The organism is Paenibacillus sp. EKM206P (assembly GCF_011066155.1).
Taxonomy (GTDB): Bacteria; Bacillota; Bacilli; order Paenibacillales; family Paenibacillaceae; genus Paenibacillus; species Paenibacillus polymyxa_D.
In genome coordinates this window covers 412,534-432,651 of sequence record NZ_JAAMNQ010000003.1, presented here as the reverse complement: position 1 = coordinate 432,651, position 20,118 = coordinate 412,534, and the positions used below count along the sequence as shown (strand labels likewise).

At 47.3% G+C, this 20,118-nt stretch carries 20 protein-coding genes and 1 pseudogene; 12 read left to right on the top strand and 9 right to left on the bottom strand.

Annotation, left to right across the window (positions count from 1 at the left end):
- Positions 1–2: 2 nt before the first annotated feature.
- The 6 genes from G9G53_RS08690 (at position 3) to G9G53_RS08665 (ending at position 4,806) form a co-directional block, all read left to right on the top strand.
- Positions 3–731: a DnaD domain-containing protein gene (locus G9G53_RS08690; protein ID WP_039271126.1), complete on the top strand. Its 729-nt coding sequence runs from the start codon at positions 3–5 to the stop codon at positions 729–731.
- Between the two features lie 55 nt (positions 732–786).
- On the top strand, positions 787–1,419 hold the full coding sequence (locus G9G53_RS08685) for an RNA polymerase sigma factor (RefSeq protein ID WP_274597660.1): 633 nt from the start codon (positions 787–789) through the stop codon (positions 1,417–1,419).
- Positions 1,416–1,886, top strand: coding sequence for a hypothetical protein (locus G9G53_RS08680; RefSeq protein ID WP_165146919.1), 471 nt, complete (start codon positions 1,416–1,418; stop codon positions 1,884–1,886). The genes G9G53_RS08685 and G9G53_RS08680 overlap by 4 nt, the downstream gene beginning before the upstream one ends.
- A 94-nt stretch (positions 1,887–1,980) precedes the next feature.
- Complete coding sequence (locus G9G53_RS08675) at positions 1,981–3,246, top strand: multi-tm2 domain protein (protein WP_165146916.1); 1,266 nt, start codon at positions 1,981–1,983, stop codon at positions 3,244–3,246.
- A 1-nt stretch (position 3,247) separates the two neighbouring features.
- Entirely contained in the window at positions 3,248–4,030 is a 783-nt protein-coding gene (locus G9G53_RS08670) for a hypothetical protein (protein WP_165146913.1), read from the top strand.
- A 164-nt stretch (positions 4,031–4,194) separates the two neighbouring features.
- On the top strand, positions 4,195–4,806 hold the full coding sequence (locus G9G53_RS08665) for a flavin reductase family protein (RefSeq protein ID WP_165146910.1): 612 nt from the start codon (positions 4,195–4,197) through the stop codon (positions 4,804–4,806).
- 139 nt (positions 4,807–4,945) lie between these two features.
- Here G9G53_RS08665 and G9G53_RS26815 read toward each other — a convergent pair.
- The 8 genes and pseudogenes from G9G53_RS26815 to G9G53_RS08630 all read right to left on the bottom strand — a co-directional run.
- Positions 4,946–5,179 (bottom strand): annotated as a pseudogene (locus G9G53_RS26815) (DUF4440 domain-containing protein); the annotation flags it as partial.
- A 168-nt stretch (positions 5,180–5,347) separates the two neighbouring features.
- Positions 5,348–6,004 carry a methylthioribulose 1-phosphate dehydratase gene (locus G9G53_RS08660; RefSeq protein ID WP_165146907.1) on the bottom strand — a complete coding sequence of 219 codons (657 nt, stop codon included), beginning with the start codon at positions 6,002–6,004 and terminating at the stop codon, positions 5,348–5,350.
- Positions 6,005–6,682, bottom strand: coding sequence for a 2-hydroxy-3-keto-5-methylthiopentenyl-1-phosphate phosphatase (locus G9G53_RS08655; RefSeq protein ID WP_029517384.1), 678 nt, complete (start codon positions 6,680–6,682; stop codon positions 6,005–6,007). It abuts the gene before it with no gap.
- Positions 6,679–7,890, bottom strand: a complete 1,212-nt coding sequence (locus G9G53_RS08650; RefSeq protein ID WP_165146885.1) for a 2,3-diketo-5-methylthiopentyl-1-phosphate enolase — start codon at positions 7,888–7,890, stop codon at positions 6,679–6,681. The genes G9G53_RS08655 and G9G53_RS08650 overlap by 4 nt, the downstream gene beginning before the upstream one ends.
- Positions 7,887–8,753: a pyrroline-5-carboxylate reductase gene (gene proC / locus G9G53_RS08645; protein ID WP_029517386.1), complete on the bottom strand. Its 867-nt coding sequence runs from the start codon at positions 8,751–8,753 to the stop codon at positions 7,887–7,889. The genes G9G53_RS08650 and proC overlap by 4 nt, the downstream gene beginning before the upstream one ends.
- Before the next feature lie 39 nt (positions 8,754–8,792).
- Positions 8,793–10,085: a glutamate-5-semialdehyde dehydrogenase gene (locus G9G53_RS08640; protein WP_165146865.1), complete on the bottom strand. Its 1,293-nt coding sequence runs from the start codon at positions 10,083–10,085 to the stop codon at positions 8,793–8,795.
- Between the two features lie 12 nt (positions 10,086–10,097).
- Complete coding sequence (proB, locus tag G9G53_RS08635) at positions 10,098–11,303, bottom strand: glutamate 5-kinase (RefSeq protein ID WP_069011518.1); 1,206 nt, start codon at positions 11,301–11,303, stop codon at positions 10,098–10,100.
- Between the two features lie 241 nt (positions 11,304–11,544).
- Positions 11,545–12,726, bottom strand: coding sequence for a pyridoxal phosphate-dependent aminotransferase (locus tag G9G53_RS08630; RefSeq protein ID WP_165146862.1), 1,182 nt, complete (start codon positions 12,724–12,726; stop codon positions 11,545–11,547).
- A gap of 176 nt (positions 12,727–12,902) precedes the next feature.
- Here G9G53_RS08630 and G9G53_RS08625 point away from each other — a divergent pair, with 176 nt between their 5' ends.
- From G9G53_RS08625 to G9G53_RS08605, 5 genes are all read left to right on the top strand, one after another.
- Positions 12,903–13,721: a carbon-nitrogen family hydrolase gene (locus G9G53_RS08625; RefSeq protein ID WP_165146859.1), complete on the top strand. Its 819-nt coding sequence runs from the start codon at positions 12,903–12,905 to the stop codon at positions 13,719–13,721.
- 22 nt (positions 13,722–13,743) lie between these two features.
- Positions 13,744–15,024, top strand: a complete 1,281-nt coding sequence (locus tag G9G53_RS08620; RefSeq protein ID WP_029517391.1) for a helix-turn-helix domain-containing protein — start codon at positions 13,744–13,746, stop codon at positions 15,022–15,024.
- Positions 15,025–15,260: 236 nt separating this feature from the next.
- Positions 15,261–15,680 carry a hypothetical protein gene (locus tag G9G53_RS08615; protein WP_029517392.1) on the top strand — a complete coding sequence of 140 codons (420 nt, stop codon included), beginning with the start codon at positions 15,261–15,263 and terminating at the stop codon, positions 15,678–15,680.
- A gap of 72 nt (positions 15,681–15,752) precedes the next feature.
- Positions 15,753–16,556, top strand: coding sequence for a hypothetical protein (locus G9G53_RS08610; RefSeq protein WP_165146856.1), 804 nt, complete (start codon positions 15,753–15,755; stop codon positions 16,554–16,556).
- An 81-nt stretch (positions 16,557–16,637) separates the two neighbouring features.
- Positions 16,638–16,778 (top strand): hypothetical protein, encoded by a 141-nt coding sequence (locus G9G53_RS08605; RefSeq protein WP_165082404.1) that lies wholly within the window; start codon positions 16,638–16,640, stop codon positions 16,776–16,778.
- A gap of 338 nt (positions 16,779–17,116) precedes the next feature.
- Here G9G53_RS08605 and G9G53_RS08600 read toward each other — a convergent pair whose 3' ends face one another.
- Positions 17,117–18,034, bottom strand: coding sequence for a LysR family transcriptional regulator (locus G9G53_RS08600; RefSeq protein WP_029517394.1), 918 nt, complete (start codon positions 18,032–18,034; stop codon positions 17,117–17,119).
- Between the two features lie 238 nt (positions 18,035–18,272).
- On the opposite strand from G9G53_RS08600, the gene G9G53_RS08595 reads away from it, so the two are divergent.
- Positions 18,273–19,889: an alkaline phosphatase gene (locus G9G53_RS08595; protein ID WP_165146853.1), complete on the top strand. Its 1,617-nt coding sequence runs from the start codon at positions 18,273–18,275 to the stop codon at positions 19,887–19,889.
- Positions 19,890–20,118: the final 229 nt, after the last annotated feature.

Here is a 20,118-nt window from a genome sequence, read left to right as displayed (position 1 = left end):
CGATGACCGGATCATTCGACAAGACATCAGCGGCAGAATGGGCGGAGGGAGTAGCCTTTGCTATGGAAGCCGGAATGGTCCAGATTCCCTACGCCCTGCTCAAGCATTATCGAACACTTCGGCTGGCAGATGGCGAAATGCTGCTACTGATGCAGTTGCTTGCCTTTAAACAAGCGGAACGTAATGAGTTTCCGACATGGGAGCAATTGCAGGCCCGTATCGGATGCACTGCGAACGAAATCGCGCTCTATTTCAGCAAGCTCATGAAAGAAGGATTTTTGAGAATCGATTCCGTAGAAGACCGTAGTTCATCCGTACAATTCGAACGTTACAATCTGACGGGGCTGTATCGTAAGTTGGCAGAATGTATGATCGCCGAACGTAACGAGCAGCCTGATGAAGATGACATTTTGTTTGCCGGAAAGCCGGATTTACTGAATGGAATATCGGAATCCCCGCTTACAGAAGAACGGAATTTGTTCACGATTTTCGAGAAAGAATTCGGACGACCATTATCACCGATGGAATACGAGACGATCACCAGCTGGGTGGATCAGGATCGGTATCCCGAGGAGCTTATTTTGCTGGCTTTGAAGGAAGCGGTATTTGCAGGGAAGGTACATTTCCGGTATATAGACCGTATTTTGCTGGAGTGGAGCCGAAACCGTGTCCGTAATGCACAGGATGCCAAAGAATACGCCCAGCGATTCCGTGGTGGCGGACGCAATTAATGTATCGGTCTAAATAGCTTTAATGATAGAGGACACACCATTCCATCAGGAGGGTGTGTCCTTTTTAAATTATTTTTTCGAAATATGCAGGGGAAGGAAATTTCCTGGCGTCTATAGTATTGGGAAGGGGGAGAGCGTCATTGATATAGAGAGAATCATTGAACGAATACGGTCTGGTGACCGGCAGGCGTTCCGTGAGATCGTAGAGCTGTACAGCAAGCATGTATTTCATATCGCCTATTCGGTGCTGCATGACAGCAAGGAAGCAGAAGATGCCGCGCAGGAGGCATTCGTTCAGGTGTACAAGTCTCTCCCCCAGTACCGGAACGAAGGTTTTAAAACGTGGCTGAGCCGAATTGCGCTCCACAAAGCGCTGGATATTAAGCGCAAACAGGACAGACGCCCCGCAGAGCTAATAGACGTCGCACAATCCCTTGTACAGCTCCCTTCCCGGGATGAGGATGTGCTGGCTCGTCTCATCCGCGAGGAGCAAATTAAAGAACTATCGCAAAAAATCGCTCAGTTGCCCCAGCAACATCGGGATATTATTCAAGCCTACTATATGCAGGGCAAAACCTACGACCAAATTGCAGAAGAGACGCAGGTAGCTTTAAAAACGGTAGAGTCGAGACTCTACCGGGCGCGACTATGGATTCGAAACCACTGGAAGGAGGAGGAATGGCAATGACTGACCAACAGGATAAACCGTGGATTGAAGGGAAATCGAATGACTGGCATGCTTACATTGCAGGAACTTGCACGATAGAGGAATCTGCCCGGCTGGAAAAGATCCTGCTGGAAGACGAACAGGCGCTGATGCTATATCTTGTTGCACTGGAACAAATGGAGTCAACTTTGAAAGATTATTCTGCCTGGATGGATACGGAGCGCTTCACAGATCAGGTAATGGCCGTTCTTCCCGAGCTAGAAGCTGAACCGAGTCAGGTTATGTTCAAAAAACGCCGCTGGTTTGAAAAACCTGTGTTTCACTATGTTGTCGCCGCAAGCCTAACGTTGATCTTGTTGTCCAGTGGAGCCTTTGACAAAATGATGCCGCAAACAGACGGAAAGCCGATTCCTCCAAAAGAACGCGTCTCTTACAGTGAAGAGGTCATGCGAGCTACCACGACCTGGCTCGATAAATTAAAGCCCTAAATCTTCGGATAAAGGGTGAGATAAAAAACTCAAAAACAACAACCTTCAGATGGGGACTTCATTAAAATTCCATAAATAGAAAGGAAGTGTAGCGATGCCTTATACGGAAAGAAGCAAGCTCTTGGCATTTCTATTGAACATCATTCCCGGTGTGGGACACTATTACTGGACCAGAAAAGCCAACGCGTTTGTATACACCATTTTGTTTTTCGGATGTCTGGCAGGAGGAATATTTTTTTCAGTGATAGCAAGTGACGGAGCGCCTTTTGTGGTGAGTTTGTTTATTGCTGCCCTTTTATGGGGGCTGAGTATGCTGCATATCATCATTAGCTTGTTGCGTTATGATCCTCGTGCAGTTGCTGTTCCATATCCTCCTCATGCAGGACCCAACCCATATGGTTTTTACTCGCAAAGCGGACCTTATGGACAGGCTGGTTTAACAGGAGAGGTACCGGAGGAGGCAACACACTCAGATACGGATGCGCCGGGAGCAGGAATGGGATATGGTCCGGGCTATAACTATTATCAACAAGGACACCATGGTATGGCAGGATCACCAGCTTTTCAAAAGGGATCGGACAATGAACGCTTTTTTACGATTTTGCTGTCGTTCATTCCTGGATTGGGACACCTTCATTTGGGGCTGATGCAGCGTGGTTTGTCTTTTCTGCTATCTTTCTTTGGCTTTGGAGCGATCCTCGTTTTTATTACCAGCATTACAAACGAATCCGGATTTTTGGCGTTTGCGGGCGTGTTACCGATCATTTGGCTGTATTGCATGTTTGATGCGGTGCAGCATGTACATCGCAAACAAGCGGGAGAAATGCTTCAGGACCGTACTTTGTTTGAGGAGCTGGAATATGGAAGAGTCGAGGGACGGCGGAGTAAAATGCTGGCTACCATTTTATCGGTATTTCCCGGTGCTGGACATATGTATATCGGTATGCAAAAGCGTGGACTCCAGCTCATGCTTCTGTTTTTAGGAGGCATCTATGTACTGGACGTGCTGCATCTTTCACTTTTTTTGTTCCTGATTCCGGTGGTCTGGTTTTATAGCTTTTTTGATGCGTTGCAGCAAGTAAGCTGTTATGGACGGGAGCCGCTGATCGATAAGCCTGTGATCGGTATGTTTGCACAATATCACCGCTGGGTAGGCTTGGGGTTGCTATTGCTGGGCGCCTATTACATCTTAATCAACGTACTAGTTCCTACTCTGGATCGTCTGTTTCCGAATGGAGAGATTTATAATTTGGTTGACATGTATCTACGGACGATTATCGTATCCTTATTGTTAATTGGCGGTGGTATTTGGATGATGATCGGGAATTCCAAATCTAAACGAGTAAAGGAGAAGCAATAGAATGGATACTGAATTTTCAAAGAGTGAGGCTCCCTTTAAGGGAGCCCATCATCCTCAGAGCGATGGAGGAGGCTCCACAGGTATATTGGGTACATCATCTAACAAAAATAATTCCTCTAAAGCGTCAAACGCTCCGGCAGGGGTGTGGAAAGTCGGAAGGCTGTCCATGGGACTTTTCCTCGTCCTGCTGGGGAGCATAACGTTTGCCTCCAAGTTTTGGGGAGCGGGCATACTGGACCAGGCTTTGACCTGGTGGCCTGTCGTTTTTGTTTTGCTGGGTTTGGAAATTTTAATGTATACTGCTTGGAAGGGGACGCGTGAGCGTATTCGTTATGATGTATTCAGTATGTTTATTACGGCGGTATTGGTTTTTTGCTGTATCGGATTTGCCTTGGTCAGTTCATTGGGGATCACTCCGCAAGTCAGAGAAATAATGAGTTCGGTTCAGGAAACAAGGGTTCTCCCAGACTGGCATGAAAAACTGCCTGCCGAAGTGAACAAAGTGATTGTACAGGGAGAAGATCCTTATGCGGTCAAAATTGACGCAACCACCTCACCGGAAGTGCATGTGTTCGGAAGTTATGTATACACAGGCAAAGAGGACGAAATAAAGGGTCAAGATTTATATCAGACCAAGCAAATCGGCGATACCTTGTATGTATTACTGGGTCAAATTCCGACACGGTTCATGCAGACTCAGCAGCAGCTTGATGTTACGATTGCTGTACCTGAGGGAATTACGGTTACTGTGCGCGATAGCCGAGGAAATATAATTGAAAAATAGGGAGATTTTCCGGCTCCAACTTTACATTTTGTATCATTCACGCGATACTGAAAAGGAAGCCTGAGATGTCATCCATGTCGCTAACTAATGGTGCATTTGCTTATCAGGCGAAACTTGATGGTGTGCAGTCGAATAGCGATTGTGATCGGAAATGAGGGAGAAAAATGATTTCGTTGAATCCTGATACGCTTACAGGGCGTGAAAATTATAAGCTGTTGACCGGAAGTATTATCCCAAGGCCGGTAGCCTTTGTAACGACTTTGAGCAGCGAAGGGGTGCTGAATGGTGCGCCGTTCAGTTATTTTTCCATCGTTGCCTCCGAGCCGCCACTGCTGTCTGTATCCGTACAACGTGTCGATGGAGTATCCAAAGATACAGCACGTAATGCGATGGAGCATAAAGCTTTTGTCGTACATATCACAGACGAGGACAATGTGGGAACGGTGAATGTGACGGCTTCCCGTCTGTCGCCGCAGGAGAGTGAGGTTACACTGGCAGGCCTTACCCCGATAAAAAGTACAAAAATCGCAGTTCCCGGTGTGACAGAAGCGAAAATACGCATGGAATGTATTCTGGAACAGGTGATACCGCTAGGAGGCAAGGAGGACACACCTGCTTGTGATCTGTTAATCGGACGCGTAGTGCAGTATCATTTATCCGAGGAAGCGTACCAAAATACGTATGTGATTGCTAAGGAGTTGCGTCCAGTAAGTCGGTTGGCTGGGAACAATTATGCGAAGCTAGGAGAGCAATTCACGCTGGAGCGTCCCCAATAGGGGGGCGCTTTTTTTACAGCACGCCTAAATTTACATCGGAAGGATTCTTATTCATCACATTTCCTTTATGAAGGCTATGTTTAATCTGAATGTTGATATTATTGTGGTGTTTCGAGAGCCAAGTGTTTAAAATGAGTCCCTATTTTGTTGGAGTTCCCTGATGAAAAAACATTTGCCATTGACCATCGTTTAGTTTCCAAATTGAACTTCTTAATGACCTATTTCCATCGTCAATCGATTTAGTATAGTATGTTGTATGTACAAAATCTGACGACAACAACTTTATTTTAAAGTTGGTAATTATAAATGGTATGTAGTTCAAAGGAGCTCTATCATTTAAAAAAATTAATTGCAATGATTTGTCGTATTTTTTACCCGAAGAGCCATATCACCTCAACTAAGATTTTATGTCACCACTAGGATAGGAAACTTTTTTAATAAAAAAGAGAACGTACCGTGCTTTTCGCTCAGGCCCCGTTCTCGATATTCAATAACCGCTTTTACTAATAATGATACACATCTTTGAGACTTATGAGTTTATTTACTTCAAAGTTTTCAGCAGCAGGGAGCGATACGTCGTTTCAAACAAAAATTCAAACGCCTCCAAATGCTTTTTAGCCTCAAATACATCACGGCCCCACGCATAAATGCCGTGGTTACGCAATAAAATTCCAGGCACCTGATCATTCAGTACACCAGACACCAGCCTGGCAATCGAGGCAATATCCGCGTAATTAGGCAGCACAGGAATATCAATCGCAGCATTTTCTTCCCAAATGTTAAAAGCCTTGATCAGCTCAATACCTTGGATAGGTACAGCGCTTTGCTCACCATAATATTCGGAAATCAGATTGTTAAACACGGTATGCACATGAAAAACTGCTCCACAGCCTGTCAGGCGGTAAATTTCGCAATGGATGAGCGTCTCTGCACTTGGCTTGAGGTTTGTGGCTTCTGCTGCTTTTCCGTATTGGTCTACGAACAGAAAATCCTCAGGAGTGCGTTTGGTTTTATCTTTGCCGCTGGCGGTAACTGCAAAATAAAATTGTTCAGGATGAAAATCACCGATTCGGATCGACAGATTGCCGCTTGTGCCTGGGAACCAGTTACGAGAGGCGAATAGCTCCTTGACATCAGCGAGTTCTTCCAACGAACGGCGTTTTTCCTCGAATGAAATGTCTGCCAAGTTAAAACTCATTTACAGCACCCCTTGCTCCTGTTTTTGCTTTAAATCCTCGATAATGTCATCAAATGTTTCAAAGGGTACATGTGGTACGCCAAGTTCTTGACACTTTAAAGTCAGATGCGAACGGGAGTACACAAGATCGGCAATTTTAGCTCCTTCAAAATCGGTCAGACTGTCGCCGATCAAAATCCGTTCATATTGTTCGGGAGAGTATTGACGAATCACAGTCGTTTTACACATGCCGCAGTCATTTGTACACGGCTCCTCACATGGATGCGGCCACGTAATCTGGATGCGCTCCTCGGAAAAATCTGCTTTGTTGCAATAGACGTGGTCGTGTGGAATATCGAATGGTTTTAGCAATGGATCAATAAAAAAATCAATGCCGCCGCTGGTAACGAAAAATTCAATCTGCTGCTCCCGTACATAGTCCAAAAAGCGTGCAAAGCCCTCGCGTATACCAGCTTGTCCAAGTACATATGAGATAATTTCGCCCTTTTGCTCCGAAGGCATCAAGGCGAACATCGCACCTACGCCTTCACGAATGGATGTATGCCCATTTACGATCTGATGCATGATGGGCTCACAGCCTGCAGGCTGAAAATGCTTCATAATGGCGACAATATTATCGCTGTTCGTAATTGTCCCGTCAAAATCGCAAAAAATGACGGGCTTCTTTGCTGTGCTCATCGTTCACCTCCCCATATGTCAAGCGCAGATTGCAGCTCGGGGTGAGTACGGGCGTATTCTGCCAGCGGGACATTCTGCTGTACGGCTTCAATCGCCTGCACAAAGGCGCGCCCACCGGCTTCTGTACCTAGCGGATGGCCGTGAATCCCACCCCCGGCGTTGACAACAACGTCAGTACCAAAGTCACGTACAATTAACGGCACGAGGCCCGGGTGAATCCCTGCGGAAGGGACAGGCATGCTGGCCTTCAGCGGTAGATCAGGGGTGATCAGTTCATCGCGGATCGCCATGTTTTCCTCACGCGGCATCGTCACTGAGCCGTAGGGAGAAGGGAAGAGGACGAGGTCAGCGCCAGCCAGCCGCATAAGCTGACCAAGTAGAACGGACGCCGATATACCATAATGTGGCGACGGATAAGCAGCTCCCGCCAACGAAGGATGAGCAGCAATTGGCACCGAGACGGCGGGATCGCTGCTAAGTTCATGCAGCACATCGTAACCGTAGGCCAACACGTTAAACAGTAACGCGTTGGCACCCGCGTCGATGGCCTTGAGAGCTTGCGTCTTAAGCTGCGAGGTCGGCCCCGTTAAATTAGCCGCATACAGCAGCTTTTTACCGGTTTCGCGCTCAGCCGCTTCGGCAGCTTTGATGCAGGCTTCGACTCGTTTCTCAATTGGTGTCAGCGCATTTTCAAACAAGATCTCGTCATCCTTGATCAGATCGACACCGCCGAGAGCCTGCCGGGTAAACTGTTCACGAAGTTCGTCCAAATTGAGGCCAATCACAGATTTGAAAATGCTCATGAGCAGAGGGCGATCATGCACGCCGAGCTGCTCGCGCAAGCCGCTGATACCGAATTTCGGTCCGGGAAAAGCAGAGCGGAAGGCTTCCGAGAAACCCAGCTTCGTTAGTTTAATTCGGCCGTCCATCGAAATTTTGCCGAAGACTGTGACCAGCAGTGCGGGAATATCCCGGCTGAAGTTGACATCCGGGTAAGCGATGGTCAGGTCGGCGTACCGTTCACCAGGACCTCCATCGTGAATATCCACAGAATGAACCGAGCCAAGATGCTTTTGCATCGCGTCCCGTTTGGCTTGCGGGAGCTCAGTCCAGCTGCCCACCGTCATGCCGATGGCAATAGATTGGGCCTTTTGGTTAAAATCGGCTTTGTCATCGTATACCCGGTAGGTCGCCAAGCAATAGCTCATTCAATTCCCTCCTTGAGTACAGCTCCCATCTCGCGGGATCGTTCAGCGCACCGCTGCACCGCCGCAATCACCGTTTCATAGAAGTCACCTTTGTCCAGCATTTCCAATGCAGCTACCGTAGAGCCATTAGGAGACATGATTTTGTGGCGAAGGGCAGAAGGCTCCTCTCCGGTTTGCTGTACCATGCGTGCCGCTCCAAGCGCGGTTTGCACCGTTAGTTCGTGCGCTTGCTCAGGGGTCAAGCCACCACGAATTCCCCCGGCAATCATGGCTTCCATCAGATAGTAGACATAGGCAGGGCCGCTTCCAGATATCCCGGTCAAAACATCCATTTTCTCTTCCTCTATAACCGTCACCGTACCTACAGATTCGAACATCGTAAGCACATTTTTACGCTGGTTTTCGCTGATCTCTTTGGAAAAGCTAATGCCTGTAGCTCCCAGCCCAATCGAGCTGGATGTATTGGGCATCGTCCGTGCGATCGGCTGCTTGCGACCCAGTAAGGTTTGCATCGTACGAATGGACAATCCAGCGATGACCGATATGATCAGCTGCTCATCAGACAGAAGTGGGCCGAGCTGTCCAAGTGCTTGTGCAGCATCCTTGGGCTTCATGGCAAGCACAATGACTGGAGAACGACGCAGAAGCTCGGTTTTGGCGGCATCCTCGGTTTGGTACAAGACTCCATATTGCTTTTGGAGTTCCTCAAGACGAGCCTGATTACTGCGGTTGATAACGGTAATACCACTACGTTTAACGACAGAACGAGCCGTCATTCCACGAATAATAGCCTCTGCCATTGATCCTGCCCCGAAAAACGTAATTTGCTCGTTAATTAAAACTTTCGTTTGTGATTCACACATAGATTCATAACCTCCAAGGATACGGATTGATTTTTGTTATTATTCCCTGATTTGTCCAGTACCGTAAACGCGATATTTGGTTGAAGTCAAGGCAGGCAATCCCATTGGACCACGGGCATGTAATTTTTGTGTGCTGATTCCGATCTCGGCACCAAACCCGAACTCAAAGCCATCCGTGAAGCGGGTAGAGGCATTGTGGTACACGGCTGCCGCGTCCACTTCTTGCAGAAAACGCTCGACATGGGCTTGGTCCTCGGTGACAATACACTCAGAATGCATCGTACCGTAACGGGCAATGTGCTCCAGTACTTCGTCCAGATTGTCCACGACCTTGACGTTCATAATGTAATCATTATACTCGGTGCCATAGTCCTCTTCTGTGGCAGGAACAGCCCAAGGAACCAATTCTCGTGTGCGTGCACAGCCGCGTAGCTCAACCCCCGCATCACGAAAGCGTTCTGCCAATCCTGTTAAGTGTGCTTTTGCATAATCCGAGTGTACGAGCAATGTTTCCATCGAGTTACACACGGACGGTCTTTGCACCTTGGCATTCAGTGTAATCGCTTCGGCCATTGCTGCATCCGCTGTAGCGTCCAAAAAGGTATGGCACACACCTGCTCCGGTTTCGATGACAGGTACGGTAGCGTTCTGAACAACATTTTGAATGAGTGAACGCCCGCCACGTGGAATAATTACATCCAGCAAGCCGTTCAAGGTGAGCATTTCGTTGACCGAGGCACGGTCTGAATCTTCAATAAGTTGAAGTGCCTCGCGTGGCACAGCTGTTGCGTCTAGTGCCTGCTGGAGTACTTCGATAATCTTGCGGTTGGAGAAGAGGGCGGCCGAACCACCGCGTAGCACAACCGGATTACCTGTTTTCAAGCACAGGCCCGCGGCATCCACGGTTACATTTGGACGCGCTTCATATATGATGCCGATGACACCCAGCGGCACACGTATCTTCTCAATTCGCAGACCGTTTGGACGTTCAATTTGCTCAAGGGTGTCGCCGACCGGGTCAGGTAGTGCCACAATTTGGCGTAATCCTTCGGCAATTGCCCCGATTCGGTCCTCGGTCAGCGTGAGGCGGTCGAGCAGTGATTCCGATGTTCCCAATTCCCGTCCATGTTTCAGGTCATTATGGTTTGCTGCAATCAGCTCTTCAGTATGATTTACTAGAGCTTCAGCCATAGCAAGCAATGCTTCGTTTTTCTGTGCTGTAGTCAGGCGGTTCATGACCCCGGCACTTTTTTTGGCAAGATTCGCTTTGGTTCGTACTTCGCTAAACTGATTCTCCTCGGTTGTAGCTGTGTTTGTCGTTAAATCACTCATGTTACGGCCTCCCTACATACATAATGTAATCCATTCATCCCTGTGAATCACCTCAAGCCGGTGAATGGGACCAATTTTGCCCACAACCTCACCACTCGGTAATCCTTGTACCATTCGAAGCTGTTCATCGTCATAATTGACGATGCCGCGTCCTAACACTTTATTTTCCGGTCCGAGCACCTCAACGACATCTCCGGCATGAAAGCTGCCCTCGACACGTCGTACGCCAACCGGAAGTAGACTGTGTCCTCCGTGAACCAGCGCGTCCTCGGCCCCTTCGTCTACATGCACCGCGCCCAGAGGGGTGGACATAAATCCAAGCCATTGTTTTTTCATCGGAAGTGAAGAGAGGTGAGTGTCAAAATATGTTCCCGGTCCGTGTCCTTCAACGGCTGCGTCTAGATCGCCATTCGCGCTTACACGTCCCACATATACAGGCACACCGCCGCGTGTAGCGACTTTGGCAGCTTCGATCTTGGATCGCATGCCGCCAGTACCTACAGACGATCCAGAACCTCCAGCTAATGCATAAATCTCCTCTGTAATTTCTTCGATACGTTCAAAACGTACGGCATTCGGATGCTTGCGCGGATCTGCCGTATATACGCCATCGGTGTCCGTAATGATAATCAGATGCTGAGCTTTGACCAGATTGGCAACCAGCGCGGACAGCATATCGTTATCGCCGAATTTCAATTCGTCAATTGATACCGTGTCATTTTCGTTAAAGATCGGGATAACCTGCTGGCGCAGCAATTCTTCTACGGTCATTCCGGCATTGTTCATCCGTTTGCGGATCAAAAAGTCACTACGGGTAAGCAGAACCTGCGCGATCACTAGGTCAAAATCTTTAAAAGCCTGCTCATAGGCCTGCATGAGAAGAGCTTGGCCAACAGCCGCTGCCGCCTGCTTTTCATGTAGCAGCTTAGGGCGAAACGGGTACCCAATCTCTCTGAATCCGGCGGCTACTGCGCCTGATGTAACCAGCAGCACTTCATAACCTTTTGCACGAAGCAAGCTGATTTCCCGGGCAAAATAAGCGATGGCTTCCCGATTCAAGCCACCTTCCACTCCAGTTAGAGAGCTGCTACCGATTTTAATGACGATACGTGTTGACATGACGTCCACTTCCTTAATTTTACTCTTTTTAATGCAAAAAAACTTCCATCCTTTGTATGCAAAGGACGAAAGTTTGTGCTTCCGCGGTACCACCTTCATTGATGATTCATGATCATCCCACTTGAAACCTGTTAACGGCAGGGGCCGCCTGATTGCGCAGGGCGCTCGGGGATAGGAGTTGGGAGAGAGTCCAGGTAAATTCTTGCAGCCTATCGGAATTTACTCTCTGAACAGGACCGGGTCTCTCTTAATAGTCCCTTCAACGCGCTAAATGATATTGGATACAGAATACCACGAAAAGACCAGGTTTGGCAAAGAAGTTGTAGCTGGAAAATACGGATTAACCAAACAGGTTTAGCTTGCCAATTCGATCAGCCGCCTCGGTCAGTCGAGCTTCTGAGCTCAGCAGCCCCGCTCGCACATATCCTTCGCCGCCACTCCCGAAGCCGATCCCTGGAGCGACAGCCACCTTGGCTTCCCGCAACAACAGATCGGCAAAAGAAGTAGAAGTATAGCCCTGCGGCACAGGCAACCAACTGAAAAAGGAGCCGCTTGGGCGTGTCGCCTTCCAGCCGATTTGCCCAAGTGCATCATAAAAAGCGTTACGGCGCGATTCATAACGGGCAACCAGCTCGCTTACGCAGTTCTGCGAGGCCGTCAAGGCTGTTGCTGCGGCTGCCTGAATGCCGCCAAACAAGCTTACATAAATATGATCCTGCAGCAGGTTAATCATCGAGATGATTTCGGCATTACCGAGCGCGAAACCAACACGCCAGCCCGCCATATTGTACGTTTTGGACAAGGTATAGAACTCAATCCCCACGTCTTTAGCACCCTTAGCCTGTAGGAAGCTTACCGGACGTTCGCCATCAAATCCAATAGCGCCATAGGCAAAATCACTGGCAACCACAATGCCGTTACGTTGCGCGAATTCAACCGTATCCTCGTAAAAGGAAAGTGGAGCAGTAGCCGAGGTAGGATTATTCGGATAGTTAAGGAACATTAGCTTAGCGCGGCGGCGGTCTTCCGCGGAAATGGCTTCATAGTCGGGCAGAAAACGATTCTCTTCCTTTAATGACAGAAAAGACATTTCCGCTTTAGCCAAGGCTACACCTGACCAGTAGTCCGGATAACCGGGATCAGGGACGAGACATACATCACCGGGATTGAGTAGGACTTGTGGGAGCTGAACCAAACCCGTTTTTCCGCCAAACAGGATGGCGACCTCACTTTCAGGATTGAGCGTTACACCGTAATCCTCCTGATAGCGCTGGGCAACGGCTTCCTTGAGAAAGCTATAACCGCGAAATGGCGAATATTTATGATATAGCGGGTTATCTGCTGATTCCTGCAAAGCTTTTACAATATGAGAAGGAGTGGGGGTATCGGGGTTCCCCTGTCCGAGATTAATGACATCATGCCCCGCCGCGATTTCACGGTTTACATTTTGTACAAGTGTGGCAAAAAATTGAGTGGGTAACTGTTTCATGACGTCAGAAGAAGGAATAGAAAAATGAGTCATCCATGTACACGACCTTTTGGAATAGTTTAAGAAATAATCTATCACGATTTTACCGAGCTGTATAGGGGGAATTAAGCTTGCATGGTTGCGTAATCCAGACTGATCGGGCTATGATGGGAGAAAATACCGGACAATGGGTCACGAGAAGCTCCGGCACACAAGGAGGATGAAGGATTTTGACGTATCAGGAAGCTCAGCCGTTCAGTGTTGCACTCATACAAGCTCACATAGAGATAGGAAATCCCCCGGAAAACCGCAGTCATATCCGAGCTTTAATGGAACAAGCGATGAAAGCCGAACTGAAGCCGGATCTGATTGTCCTGCCAGAAATGTGGAACACAGGCTATGCCTTGGAGCGCATTCATGAGCTGGCGGACGAAGAAGGGACGGAGACTCGGGCATGGATAGCAGCATTTGCCGCCACCCATCAAGTGAATGTAGTAGCAGGGTCAATCGCAGAGAAAAAAAGCGACGGTCATGTGTATAATACGATGCTCGTTTTTGACCGAACAGGCAGAGAGGTTGCTTCGTATTCCAAAATTCATCTATTCCGACTTATGGATGAAGAAAAATATTTGCAGCCTGGCGAAGAAAAGGTTTTATTCGCACTGGATGATGGGATTCAGGCAGGTGCGTCGATCTGCTATGATATCCGGTTTCCTGAACTAGCCCGCAGTTTGGCCCTGTCGGGCGCAAATTTGTTGATCGTACCCGCAGAATGGCCTCATCCTCGGCTGCATCACTGGCGCACCTTGCTGACCGCACGTGCTATAGAAAATCAAATGTATGTCATTGCTTGTAACCGGGTAGGTCGCAGCGGAGATACTGATTTCTTCGGGCATTCGCTTATTATTGATCCATGGGGAGAAATCATTGCTGAGGGCGGAGAGCAGGAGGAGATTCTCACAGGAACGATTGAGTCTGCCTTGGTGCAGGACGTGCGTGGTCGTATTCCGGTGTTTGAAGATCGGCGTCCCTCACTGTATGACCGATAATCAGTGTAGAAAGGAATACTCCATGCTTAAGGAACGCATTGAATTTTTGTGTAAAAAGAAAAACCTGTCCCGTAAAGAGCTGGTAGACGGGCTGGTGACACCTGCACATTTTGCGAATATACTGGCCGACCGTTACCCGTTAGCAGAGGATCTGGCTGAGCAAATTGCTGGGCGTTTAGGTGTAAACCCATCGTACCTCTTACGTGCAGCGGCAGAGGATGAGGAAACGCTGGCTACAGCGGATAAGATTTTTACAGAGCTGTCCAAGCTGGCTAATCCTGCCACGGAAGGCTATGTGGATCAGCTGGAGGATCGCAACGATTCACTGGTAGTGGAAATGACGACTTATTTGATGAAGGCCGTTTATTACCAGCAATTAAATGACCCAACGGCCTATGAATATTTACATCAAACCTATTTGAATTTTTATTTGGAGAAGTTTGGTCGTTCGGATGAGGTGGAGCTGCCCGCACCGCTAAAAAAAGCAATTTTATTTTATAAAATCCAGTATCTCCGCTCTAAAAATCATTATTATGATGTGCTGAATAACGTTACGCAGTTAATCCGATTGGTGGAAGAGGGGACGGAAAACTGGCTCAATGCGCAAAACATTATGATGGAGGCCTGCATTCAGGTTAAGCAATTTGATCAGGCGAAGCAGGTATTCGAGCAGACGATGCGAAGGGTGTATGATGATCGGCTTTTTCACCGTTTGACGGGCCTGTATGTAGCTTACAGCGGATATTGTTTTGCCATGGGTTCTGTACAGGAAGCACTGTTAACGCTGTCTATGGCTGAGGCCAATCTAGTCTATTTGGAAAATGCGGCAGATATGCTCACGACCATCCTGAACAACCGGATTATTATGCTGACATCGATTGGAGAGCTGGACAAGGCATTGGAGGAAGTAGGGCGTTTTGAAGCGCTGGTGAGTCGGGAGCGGGAGGAAATGCAGCAGATGATGCTGCCCGTTACGCTGATATATCGTTGTGAGATTGCGTTTGTGCGGAAAAATTGGGGCCTTCTCTCACAGCATTTGGATCAGCTTCGCCAAACCAATCTGACAACAGATCAGCAAATGGGGCTTGATTTTTATGAAAGCCAGCTTGCGCTTGCTCAGGGAAATCAGGACGCCTTTTGGATGCATGCCTTGCAATGCTTGCCTTATTTTGAAGCTCTTCAGCATCCAGCGCGGCTTGAACAGTTATATGAAACGCTGGCTGTGGTGTCCGAGGACAGTCGTCGTTATAAAGAATCATCTGCGTATTATCGTAAACTGGTCTATCTTTTAAGAAAAAAATAGTCAGAAATCATTCGCTTTTCACAAAACTATCGGATAGATTGTTCGAAAGAATACTCGGAAGTGTGCAAAATTTTGTGCGAACCGTGCCAAAGTTCAAAAATAAACCGACAAAATACAGGTTGAAGCTCCTGTTTTTCCGGTTTTTTTGTATGTGCCAAAACGTATTGTGATGTCAGGAACCGTCTTCTATACTGAATTCATAAGGTACGACAATACAAAATACGAGGTGCAATCACATGATGAACTTTTTCGGTAAAAAGAAAAAACAGCAGGATGCGATAGAACAAGCAGACCAACTGATGAATAAAGGCCTGTCAGGCTTATTTATGAAAGGTCTAGTACCCAAAGAGCATCGGGAACAGATCAACCAAAGCCTAAATTCGGCAAGACAAGCTCAAACAGCGGCTAACGGTGGTTTGGCGATGGCAGCGACTGCGGTTATTATTTCGGTAACAGATACCGGGAAGCTCGTGAATTTTGATCCGATCGTAGTGCTAGTGCTAGATGTGACAGAAATTAACGGCAATCGATACCAAAAAACGTTGGAAACGCTCGTATCCAAGCTGCAAATCCCGCGGCCTGGAGATACGGTGGGTCTGGGAAGCAACCCGAAAAATCCATCAGAGCTGATCTATATGGGTCTGGTGACAGCGTAAAATGAATGAGGTGTTTCACCCTATCTTGCTGACATATATTTTAAACAGATGATTGAAAAGGGGTTTTGAAGGATGAAAGGATTTTTGAGTATGATCGGGGTACTTCTAGTGTTTGGTGTAGGCTTCTCACCATTCTTGGCTAACTACTTATGGAATGATCCATTTTTGATTATGGATGCTCCGTGGTATCGGCCGTTAATTTATACAGGCTTTGCGCTTATATTTCTACCTGGTATTATAGGTGCGTTTTTCGGAGGGGGTAAAGTCAAGAAGGGTGCTCCTGGGGTAGGGATCATTACTAGTGTTCAGCAAACAGGGACTTATGTAAACAATCAGCCGCAGGTAAAACTTGGGTTGACCGTAACCAAACAGGGAGAAGACAAATATGATACTGCTTTGACGACGATTATTCCTTTAACTTCCATGGCTCAATTTCAGCCAGGCTCGATCATTCCACTCGTAATATCGGAGAAAGACAAAAAGAAAGTAGGACTTGACCTGAAAGGGCAGGTGTCGCAGATGGATTTGCAAGCGTTAATGAATGAGCAAATGGTCAAGCAGGGCGTATCGCCCGAGCTGATGGAAATTGCCAAAACCGGTGAGCAGGCATATGCAAAGGTGCTGGATGTTACACCCATGGGTGAAGCGGGATCCGATAAAATTAAGCTTCAATTTACGCTGAGTGTAACGAAAAGCAACGGCGATACCTTTAATGTAACCACGCAAAAGGATGTTTTTTCTTCCCAACTATCCAAGCTGCAGCAAGGAAGCATTATAGAGGTCATTTATTCACCTCAAGATCCTTCGAAATTGGTCTTTAAAACACAAGTGAGTGAAGCCGAGGTACAGCAAGCATTTGGTTCTTCTCGATCATAAAAAAGTTTTTTATGATACCTGTTTCAGATACAGCCTATAGGTGTATTATAATAGTATCCCGACACCAGGAGGTTGATAACGATGGATAATCAAAGTAGATCCGAACTGGCGAATAGGGATGGCCTGTCACGGCCGAGAGGCTTAAATAGACAGGTTGTCGGAAACAACTATGAAATGGGCTATGATCAGGACAAAAGTCCACCACATCTAGGGAGACCCTGATCACAACAAGGCGAGGACAGACACTTTGGGATCACACAGCACATTGGAACTGAGGTAGGACATTCTTGGATACCAAGACTAGAGACCTTAAGGAAAGAAGTGATGCGGGATGGATAAAGTGGAGTTTCCGAGCAAGCGTAGAGTAATCAGGCGAGGCTGACATGAATTTCAAATGAACATGAAATGTGGTTCGTTGAAGACAGATGGAAGCAACATCGCAACAGTGTAATCGAACCCGTGATCTAATTGCAGTATTGAAAGTATAGGGGCGAAGCCCCAGGACCGTCTTCCTCTCTGGCTTGGGCTGGGGAGGAAGACGGTCCTTTTCACGTTCGAGGCTACTTTTGAGAAAGTTGCTCGACCGTTTCTCGGAAGGTATCAATAAAAGCTTCGGCAGCTTTAGACAAATAACGTCCGTTCCGGTAAGCAATGGCCAGGGTACGGCTGGGAGTAGGTTCGGCGAGTGGCAGCAATGCTGGAACAAACTCGCTACTGGCGGCCCGTGCGATAAAACGTGGGACGAGTGTCACGCCCATACCTGTCGCTACGAGCGATTGAAGGGTCTCCATATTAGTGCTTTCAAACACCACATTGGGTTCAAAGCCTGCTTGATGACATAGATCCATCGTCAGCTTGCGAAAGCCTTGCCCTTTTTTCAGGACGACAAAAGGCTCGTCTTTCAGTTCTTCCATATGCACTGGCAGCGGCTGGGTACCATTTTTACGCAGGGCTAGGGGATGACCCGGAGGAACAGCGAGATCAATCCATTCTTCACCGATGGGTACATAAGAAAGTGTAGGTTCTACTAAGGGAAGAGAGAGCAGGCTGAGATCTGTATCGCCACTTGCCGTTTTTTTCTCCAGATTCATGGATGAATCTTCGACTAACACGATTTCAATGTCTGGATGAGCTCTCTTGAATACAGGCAGCACATGCGGCAGCAAATGGGAGCCTGTGATAGGCATACTGCCAACGACGACCTTCCCTTTTCGCAGCTGAGAAATATCGTCCATTTCCTGCCGGAGCTGCTCGACTGCATCAACTATTTTTTTTGCCTTTTCTACAAAGCTTGCTCCTGCATGTGTTAATTCCACCGTGCTGGTGTTGCGTTGAAATAAAAGTACCCCAAGTTCTTTTTCAAGTTTGGACAATTGTTGGCTCAAAGAAGGCTGAGCAATATGCAGTTTTTCTGCTGCGCGTGAGAAGTTTTTTTCCGCTGCAATTTGCAGGGTGTACTGAAGCTGTCTGAATTCCATCGAATTTCATGCTCCTTATCTTATAAACTTTTCCTATTACATCATAGACTGATTATACAATAATAAAATTAAATGCCCAGTCCTGACGAATCTCATGTGTCACAAGTATTATATAGATGAAGCGTTTTGTCACAAATATCGTCTTTTAATATAGATAATGAATTCCTTTAACATTCTCCTGATAAAACATAATTAATCTTAGTTCTGGTTGTACAAAAAAGATCTGGGAGGAAAATGAATGCTAAAATGTTGGGGGCTACATACGAAAAAATCGGTGGCTGCACTCGTAGCGACGATGATGCTAGCAGTAAGCGGTGGGACGGCGATGGCAGTCGAAAAGGACACGTCGATTAAAAACGTAATTATTTTGATTCCAGACGGTATGGCTAATGACGCCACTGCACTGGCTAGATGGTACAAAGGATCCTCCTTAACGTTAGACAGCATGGCAAGCGGCATGGTGCGTACGCATTCTGCGGATGCTCCAATTGCCGATTCTGCTCCAGCGGGTACTGCTTTTGCCACAGGACATAAATCTCATACTGGGTATGTAGGTGTCCTTCCTGATGAAGCGACAATGCCTGGACAACAACCCATTGCAGGGGGTGACGCCAAAAAACCTGTAGCTTCCATTCTTGAGGCTTCCAAGCTGGCAGGAAAATCGACCGGAATTATTGCGACTTCCGAGATTATGCATGCGACACCAGCTGATTTTACCGCACATTATCCTGATCGTAAAAATTATGATGCACTCAGCATGCAGCAAGCCTACAACGGGGTTGACGTAGTGTTAGGTGGAGGCGGCAAGTTTTTGGAGGCAGCAGGGCGTAAAGATGGCCAAGATTTGGTAGCCCAAATTAAAGACCAGGGTTATGACTTTGTCACGACACCTGAAGGGTTGAAAAAATCGACCTCCAGCAAGCTCTGGGGCAGCTTTTCTCCCGAAGCCCTTGCGTATAACCTGGATCGCGATGCATCCAAGGAACCTAGTCTGGCGGAAATGACATCGAAAGCCATTGATGTGTTGTCCAAAAACGATAAAGGCTTCTTCTTAATGGTAGAAGGCAGTAAAGTGGATTGGGCCGCCCATGCAAATGATCCAACCGGAATTATTAGTGACGTGCTTTCATTTGACGATGCGGTGAAAGTGGCTGTGGATTACGCCAAACAAAACCAAAATACTGTCGTCGTAGCAGTGACAGACCACGGAAACGGTGGATTGACGATTGGTAGCAGCGATACAACTAGCAATTATGACAAAACGCCTTTAGCTGCTTTTATAGACCCGCTGAAAAAAGCGAAGCTGACGGGTGAAGGCTTGGAAGCCAAGCTGAATGCAGATCGCAGCAATATTAAAGAGGTGCTTTCCACGTATTTTGGCATCACCGATTTGACAGACGAAGAAGTGAAAACCATTAAAGATGCCAAAGAAGGCAGCATGAACTATGCTGTCGGACCGATCATTAGCAAACGTGCGAATATTGGCTGGACTACAGGCGGACATACAGGAGGCGATGTCGTGTTGTACACGTACGCGCCGAACGGAGACCGTCCATCCGGTGTAATCGACAATACGGATGTAAATAAGTATATGACACGTGTACTTGGACTGGACTTGGATACAGTCAGCAAGCAGCTTTTTGTTCCTGCAAAAGCCGCTTTTGAAGCTAAAGGAGCCAAGTTTACTGCGGATACGAAAGTCATTACAGTGACCAAAGGCAGTAACAAGCTGGAGCTTCCGGTATACAAAAATATTGCTATGCTGAATGGTAAAAATACCACGCTCAACGGTGTAGTTGTATTTAACGGTGTTGATTATTTTGTACCCCAGCAGGCAATTGATTTGATTCAGTAATATGCAGAATCATCGACAAGGGCTGTTTCTTCCATTAGAGGAAGAGACAGCTTTTTTGTGTGTTGAGCTAAATGTGTATTTTTTGAGGCGGAAGTTGAAGAAGGTTTTTATAAAATGGGATTTTTTGTGAAACTAGTCACGTTACATCTTCTTCGATATTGCTAGAATAATACATGTACGGTACAAGCCGCTGATGATGCGAAGTCCGGATGGACGAGGGAAGAAGGGA